The organism is Streptomyces sp. NPDC045431 (genome assembly GCF_040646655.1).
Classification (GTDB): Bacteria; Actinomycetota; Actinomycetes; order Streptomycetales; family Streptomycetaceae; genus Streptomyces.
On sequence record NZ_JBEZAQ010000042.1, the window covers coordinates 1 to 6,541 of the forward strand.

5 protein-coding genes and 2 pseudogenes are annotated in these 6,541 nt (G+C 70.0%); all 7 read left to right on the top strand.

Annotated features, from left to right (window positions below; genetic code table 11):
• Positions 1 to 304, top strand: a pseudogene (locus AB0A69_RS33730) (hypothetical protein); the annotation flags it as partial.
• Between the two features lie 17 nt (positions 305 to 321).
• Positions 322 to 540 (top strand): hypothetical protein, encoded by a 219-nt coding sequence (locus AB0A69_RS33735; protein WP_361429923.1) that lies wholly within the window; start codon positions 322 to 324, stop codon positions 538 to 540.
• A gap of 1,127 nt (positions 541 to 1,667) precedes the next feature.
• Positions 1,668 to 1,958 carry a helix-turn-helix transcriptional regulator gene (locus tag AB0A69_RS33740; protein ID WP_361429925.1) on the top strand — a complete coding sequence of 97 codons (291 nt, stop codon included), beginning with the start codon at positions 1,668 to 1,670 and terminating at the stop codon, positions 1,956 to 1,958.
• 121 nt (positions 1,959 to 2,079) lie between these two features.
• The gene (locus AB0A69_RS33745; RefSeq protein WP_361429927.1) at positions 2,080 to 3,903 is read left to right on the top strand and encodes a MarR family transcriptional regulator; all 1,824 of its coding nucleotides are present in this window, start codon (positions 2,080 to 2,082) and stop codon (positions 3,901 to 3,903) included.
• Positions 3,900 to 4,244: a hypothetical protein gene (locus AB0A69_RS33750; protein ID WP_361429929.1), complete on the top strand. Its 345-nt coding sequence runs from the start codon at positions 3,900 to 3,902 to the stop codon at positions 4,242 to 4,244. Before AB0A69_RS33745 ends, AB0A69_RS33750 begins: the two co-directional genes overlap by 4 nt.
• Complete coding sequence (locus AB0A69_RS33755; protein WP_361429931.1) at positions 4,241 to 4,936, top strand: DUF2637 domain-containing protein; 696 nt, start codon at positions 4,241 to 4,243, stop codon at positions 4,934 to 4,936. Before AB0A69_RS33750 ends, AB0A69_RS33755 begins: the two co-directional genes overlap by 4 nt.
• 533 nt (positions 4,937 to 5,469) lie before the next feature.
• Positions 5,470 to 6,541: pseudogene (locus tag AB0A69_RS33760) on the top strand (replication protein); the annotation flags it as partial.

A 6,541-nucleotide genomic window follows, 5' to 3' on the forward strand; every position in this document is an offset into this window, starting at 1 on the left:
CGACGACGCAGACCTGTTGTTCGAGATCGACGGAGCCTCGGAGATCCGGGCGGGCGTCCAGCTCCAGACGAACACCTGGCACAAGGTCACCGGCCGCGCGCTCGACCTGGCCGCGACAGAGGCCGTCGAGGGTCACGGCCTGGACCTCGACGCCGTGACCGAAGTGGTCACCCTCGCCGGTGCGTCGGCGGCCTCGGTCCGGCTCCTCACCCCCGGCGAGATCACCGAAGCGTGGGACGCCACCTTGGCCAAGCTCGCCGAACGGCGGGACGCTGCTGCCGCTCGCCGCAGGGTCGAGCGCTGACCGAAGGAGAGACCGTCATGGCACGTCGAGTCCGCCAACAATCCCGCCTCCGGCAGCACGTCACGGAGTGCACCGGTATCCAGCTCGACCACCGCGACGGCTCGATGTCCTGTTCCCGGGGCGTCCACTGCCCCGGGGTCGGGCTGCCCCATCGGGGCTGGGCGGACTGCGACTTGGCCGGACCCTGCGCCCACTGCGAGGGTCCGCCGGTCCGCTGGCTCTGCGACCACCACTGACGGCCTCGGGCCGTCAGTCGGCGGCCCCCTCGGGGGCCGTCTGGGCGGCCCTCTCGGGGCCGTCCTCCCCCCGTTGCGACCGAAGGGAGTGCGGGGCGGGCAGCCCGTAAGCGAAGCGCACGGGCATAGCTCGCTCCCAGGGGAATCGGACGACAGGCCGTCAGCGGCCGAACTCGGCCGATTCCCCTGGGCGGCACCCACGTGAGGGGGTGGCGGAGCCGCCTGCCAAAGGGCCCCCCGGGCCCGTGGCCGGCGTCTCCGCCACCCCCGACCTTGACCACGAAACGCAAGAAGCCCCGGAGCCGTCAGGCTCCGGGGCTTCGTCGTTCGGCCGGTGGGCTACAGCGTCAGGTGGAGCACCACCAGGACCACCAGGGCCACGCCGAGCGGCGTCACTGCGATTGCGATGCGGATGTACATCGGTCCCCCTCTCTCGTGCTCACCCTGAGCACTGAGAGGCAGCCTAGCCCTTCTGTGTCAGTCTGCGCCGCTCGATTCAGGCTGACCCGATCGTTTCGACAACTGACGAAACGAGGGGCCCGGAGATACGTCAACTGACGAAACTCGGCGGGCCGTTGGCCTGCGAAAACGACGCAACCCGCACCCGCCCCGCCTCCGCAACACACCCCCCGGGTCTGGGGGGGTTCCCTCCGGTCGCGGCAGCGGGCGAAGCCCTAGCGGGCCGACTCGGGGGGTGCAAGCGACACGCTTTTCGTCGCTTGCGGCCCCCGGGGCGGTCTGCTTGCCTCTGGCGCTGTCGTGGCCGGAGGGAACCCCCCCAGACCCTCACCACCCCAGCCACCCACGAACCCGCAGACCACAACGGAGCCCCCCTCCCCTCTGGGCTGTGGTAGCCCGGCGGAGCCTCTGTCTTTTCACCACCCACGGGCCGCAGCCTCGCGCGCGCACGCGTAGGGCCCCCTCCCTGCAAGAGCCGCAACAACCGAAAACCGCAGGTCAACGCGCACGCGGGCCCGCAATCCGCGCGCAAGGTCGTTGCGCCTCGGGATTGCGGGATCAAGTGCTCATAGCGGACATGGTCCAATGATGGGGTTGTCATCGCAGGTATCGCCGTGTCATCATCGGCGTGGCGATGGCAATGTCATCGCCGCGAAGGGGAAGTAATCATGACCGAGAGGCAGGCTGAGGACTTGGAAGCCCTCGTGAACGAGACGATCCGGCTCTTGATGACCCGGACTGGTCGGCGGCAAGTCGACGTGGCCGAGGTGATCGGGATTACGCGTGGCTCGCTCTCACAGCGGCTCTTGGGCAACTCGAACTGGAAGCTGAACGACCTGCCCAAGGTCGCGGACTTCTTCGGCCTGACGGTCGGTGAGCTGATCTCCGGATACGCGGCGATCGCCAACGCCGACAGGCTTCCGCCTCGGGCGGACAGCGCGGGACAGACCCGCATCTAACTCCACAAAGACGGACGGCCCCCGCGCCAACGGGAGCCGCCCAGATCCACGAGCACCTGAGAGGACTCCCGTGGACAAGACCCAAGGATGGGCGTCGGCTGCTGCCGGAGCCAAATCGTCCGTGATCAACACGCTCGACGCGCTGACCCCGGCGTTCGTCCCGTTCGCGGCCCGCTGGGACGCTGAGGCCGACCGCCGGGCCAAGCTCCGCACCCCGGAGCACCTGAAAGCGCTGATGGACGCACAGCGGGCCCACAACTCGGCTCGCTCGACGGCGGCCACGGCCAAGACTCAGCGGGCGGCGGCCCGGAAGGGAAGCAAGAACCCGCTTGGTACGGCTCGCCGGGCGGCGGCGACGGCGGACCGTGCGGCCCGCAAGCACAAGGGGACGGCTAAGGCGGACCTGAAGACGGCCCGCCGGAACTACCCGGTGACGCTGGCGACGCTCGCGGTCCGGGGTCACGCGCTGCACGTGGTGCCCGCGTCGCTCGCCTCCTGGGCGCTCTCGACCTCGGCGGACTGGGCCACCTGGCCCGCGTCGGTCTCGGCCGGTCTGATCGCTGCTCACGTCGGCGGCCTGTGGCTCGGTCGGCGTCAGCTCTCGCTGACCGTGGAGGACGGGGCGACCCTCGAAGAGCGTCAGCTCATGGAGCGGCTTGACCCGTCGTACTGGGTCCAGCACGCGGACGCCCGGGGCCTGTCCGGCACGGTCACCACTCCCCCGGAGATCACCCCCGCCGGGGTCGTGTGCGGCGTCCGCCTCGACTTCAAGTGGTCGGCTAAGAAGCTGGCGGCTGAGGCGGACAGTGTCCGTGCGCTGCTCGGCGTGAAGACCGATACGCGGATGGAGATCAAGGCGGGCAGTCAGGGCGACTGGGCCCGGATCATCGTCCGCACGCGGTCCGCCTCGGACGGCATGTCGATGCTCTGGACGCCGGATCACGTGGGCATCGGCGTGGACGAGGTGACCGGGGAGTTCGTAGACCTCCCGCTCAAGGCGGGCGTTCACGTCCTGCTCGCCGGGATCACCGGCATGGGCAAGTCGGTGTCCTGGCGTCCGCTGCTGATGCGGGCGATCCGGTCGGACGACTGGACGGCCATCGTCGTGGACCCGAAGCGTCAGGAAGCGATCGGCGTTCAGCACGTGGTGCGGTCAGTCGGCCAGGAGCCGAACCGTGAGCAGCGGATGGCCGACATCTACGCGATGGTCAAGGAACTGACGCGGGAGATGTACCGGCGTCAGGGCATCGCCACCGGGGCGGACTGGGTGCCGGACGGCAGCCCGGAGAACCGCAATCTCCTGGTGATCATCGACGAGGGCGCGGCCATCGTCCGGATGTCGAAGCAGAAGCAGTACGCGGACGTCCTGGACCTCCTCGAAGAGCTGTGGAGCGAAGCCCGTGCGGTGGGCTTCCAGTTCGTCTGGGCCACGCAGAACCCCACCAAGACCGCCGGTGTGCCCGCGCTGGTGAAGGACAACATGTCGGCCTTCCTGTCGCTCACGACGGGCGCGGGCGAGCATGAGCGGTCGGTCTTCGGCGAGACCGCCCAGCAGACCGGATGGACGCCTTCGGGCCTGGACGGCGTGCCGGGTCGGGCGCTGCTCCGGTACCGCAAGCGGCCCCCGAACCCGCTCCGGCTGTGGTTCGTGCCGGGCGACGTGATCGCCGCTCTTCCCCCTGCCGACCCGTGGCGCTCTCCGGCCCCTGAGAACGGCTCTGAGGGGCCGCAGGAGACCACCCCGGCCCCGGTGGACCCCGACACCCTCACGGACAACCAACGGGCCGTCCTGGCGGCCATACAGGGCGGCGCGGGGACCAACGCGGAGATTGCCAAGGCTGCCGACATCAACCCCGGCTCCGTGACCCGCGCGGTCAAGTCCCTGGAAAAGCTCGGCCTGGTGGCCAAGAGCGGCACCACGATCGCCCTCGGGGGTGCGGCATGAGCCACGAACTCACCCCGCTGGAAGCCGCTCAGGCGTCCGTCGTCAAGGCGGAGCAGGAGACGCAGCTACTCGAAGTCGTGAAGCTCCTGGCGGCCTCTCAGGCGGCCCAGGCGGAGCGCGACACCGCCCAGGCCAAGGCCATGTCCGCCGCGCTCTCCCTGGCCCAGCAGCAGCCCCGCAAGGGGTCCTCTGACCGGGCTTGGCTCGTCCTGGCGCTCCTTGCCGGGGGCGGCGTCCTGGTCGCCCTCTTCCTCGCCCTGGCCGTGACCGCTATCGCGGTCGCCGTGGCCGCCCCCGTGGCCGTCAAGGCCGTCCGCGAACTCCGGAAGGACTCCAAGTGACCTCCAACATCACCCGCCGCCACGTGGTCATCTCCGGGGCCGTGGTCGTCTCGGTCACCGCGTTCGCTGCCTCCGCTGACACCCTGGCCACCCTCGGCCGGTCGGTCGGCTGGAACGAGTGGCTGTCGTGGTCCCTGCCGGTCGCCGTGGACGTGCTCGCCATGGTCGCCCTGATCGCCTGGTTCACCCCCGGCGTTCAGAAGCTCGGCCAGTGGATGACCGGGGCATCGGTGGTCACCTCCGTGGTCCTCAACGCCCTGGGGCACCTGGTGGCGACTGGTCACCTCAACGTCGGCCCGGGGATGGTCATCGGGGTGTCGGCCGTGCCGGTCATCTCCATGGCGCTGGCCGCTCACCTGGCCGCCGAGGTGGCCGCCCCCGGTGACCACCAGGACGACCAGGACGTGACCGCCGAGGTGACCACCGAGGTGACCACCCCGGCCCCCGTCCCGGTCCCCCTGCCGGTCACCGAGGACGACCAGGAGGTGACCGCCGTACCGACCAAGACAGACCGGAAGGTGGTCACTGCCCCGGTCACCCCCGGCGGCTCCGAGGTGACCGCCACGGTCCGCCGGAAGGCAGAGAAGCTGACCGCCGACCAGGGCGGCAAGGTGACCATCCAGCAGCTTCAAGACCTGGGCCTGAGCCGTCGCACGGCTACCGCCCTGCGCCGCGAACTCATCGCCCCCTGACGACACGCCGACGGCCCGCCGGTCAATTCCGGCGGGCCGCACGGTCGTTGTAGGGCAAGATCGACCCCAGACATGGCAACGGCCCAGAGCTAACAACTCCGGGCCGTCCGCCTCCAGCCTCGCTGAGACCGAGACAGGAAACGTTGCTGATGACCAGCGTACGAAACACCCCGGCCGTCCCGCCACAGCGGCCCGCCGGTCCCCGCTGCCACTGCGGCACTCCCATCACGCACACGCCCGGCAAGCGCCCCCGCGTGTACTGCTCCGACGCGTGCCGGATGGCCGCGAAGCGGGCCATTGCCCGGACCCTCAAGACGGGCGACGGCAAAAGCGAACACCTTGGGAAAGAAACAACAGAGTTTCCCAACCCCCTCCGACCTGCGGAAACGTCGGCCGTGGCAAATCCGAACACGGACCGGGAAGCGGCCCGCGAACGTGCTTCCCGCGAGCGTCGGGCCCGCCGGTACGCCGACCGCCGGACGCTCTGGAAGATCTCGTCAGACCGGACGTGCCGGGGCTGCGGCCGGACGGTCATGGACCCTGAGTCGGGCGTGATCCTGGCGCAGACCGCCGAGGGAACCGCCATCGCGCTCGGGCTCCTCAAGTGCGGGAAGATCTGGTTCTGCCCGGTCTGCTCGGCCAAGATCCGGCACGGCCGTGCCGAGGAGATCACGGCGGCGGCCGTCTCCTGGATGCAACAGGGAGGGTCCGCCTACCTGGTGACCTTCACCGCCCGGCACGCGGCCACGGACAAGCTGGCCGACCTGATGGACGCGATCCAGGGCACCCGGGCCGACAAGGACAAGGGCACCACCCGTAAGCCGGGCGCGTATCAGCGGCTCATCACCGGTGGGACCTGGGCCGGACGGCCTGACCGCCTCGACGCTGACGGCAACCCCGACATCGGCATTCGGGGCCGTGTCGGGTACGTCGGCATGATCCGCGCGACTGAGATCACCGTGGGCCAGGGCAACGGCTGGCACCCCCACATTCACGCCCTGGTGCTCGTCGGCGGACGCACTGAGGGGGACCGCAAAGACAAGCGCGTGGTGGAGGTGTTCACCCCTTCGGATGACGCCCTGGGCGAGCTGGAAGACCACTTCCGCGCGGTCTGGACTCGGCACCTGGCCAAGGTGGACCCCTCGTTCAAGCCCAGCGATGAGCACGGCGTGGACTTCAAGCGGCTGGCAACGGCCCGCGATGCCGAGGACTTCGGCCGGTACGTCGCCAAGCTCCAGGACGGCCACAAGTCCATCTCTCCGGCGAACGAGATCGCCCGTGGTGACCTCAAGCGGGGCCGTCAGGGGAACATGACCCCCTTCGAAATGCTGGGCCGGATCGGGGACCTGATGGGCGGCGTCCTGGAGGAAGACGCCCCGGGGCACGGTGACCTGTCCTGGTGCCTGGGCAAGTGGGCGGAGTACGAGACGGCGGTGTCCGGCCGCCGGGCGATCGAGTGGACCCGGTACCTGCGTCAGCTCCTGGGCCTGGTCGGCGGCGACACCGAGGACGACGACGCAGACCTGTTGTTCGAGATCGACGGAGCCTCGGAGATCCGGGCGGGCGTCCAGCTCCAGACGAACACCTGGCACAAGGTCACCGGCC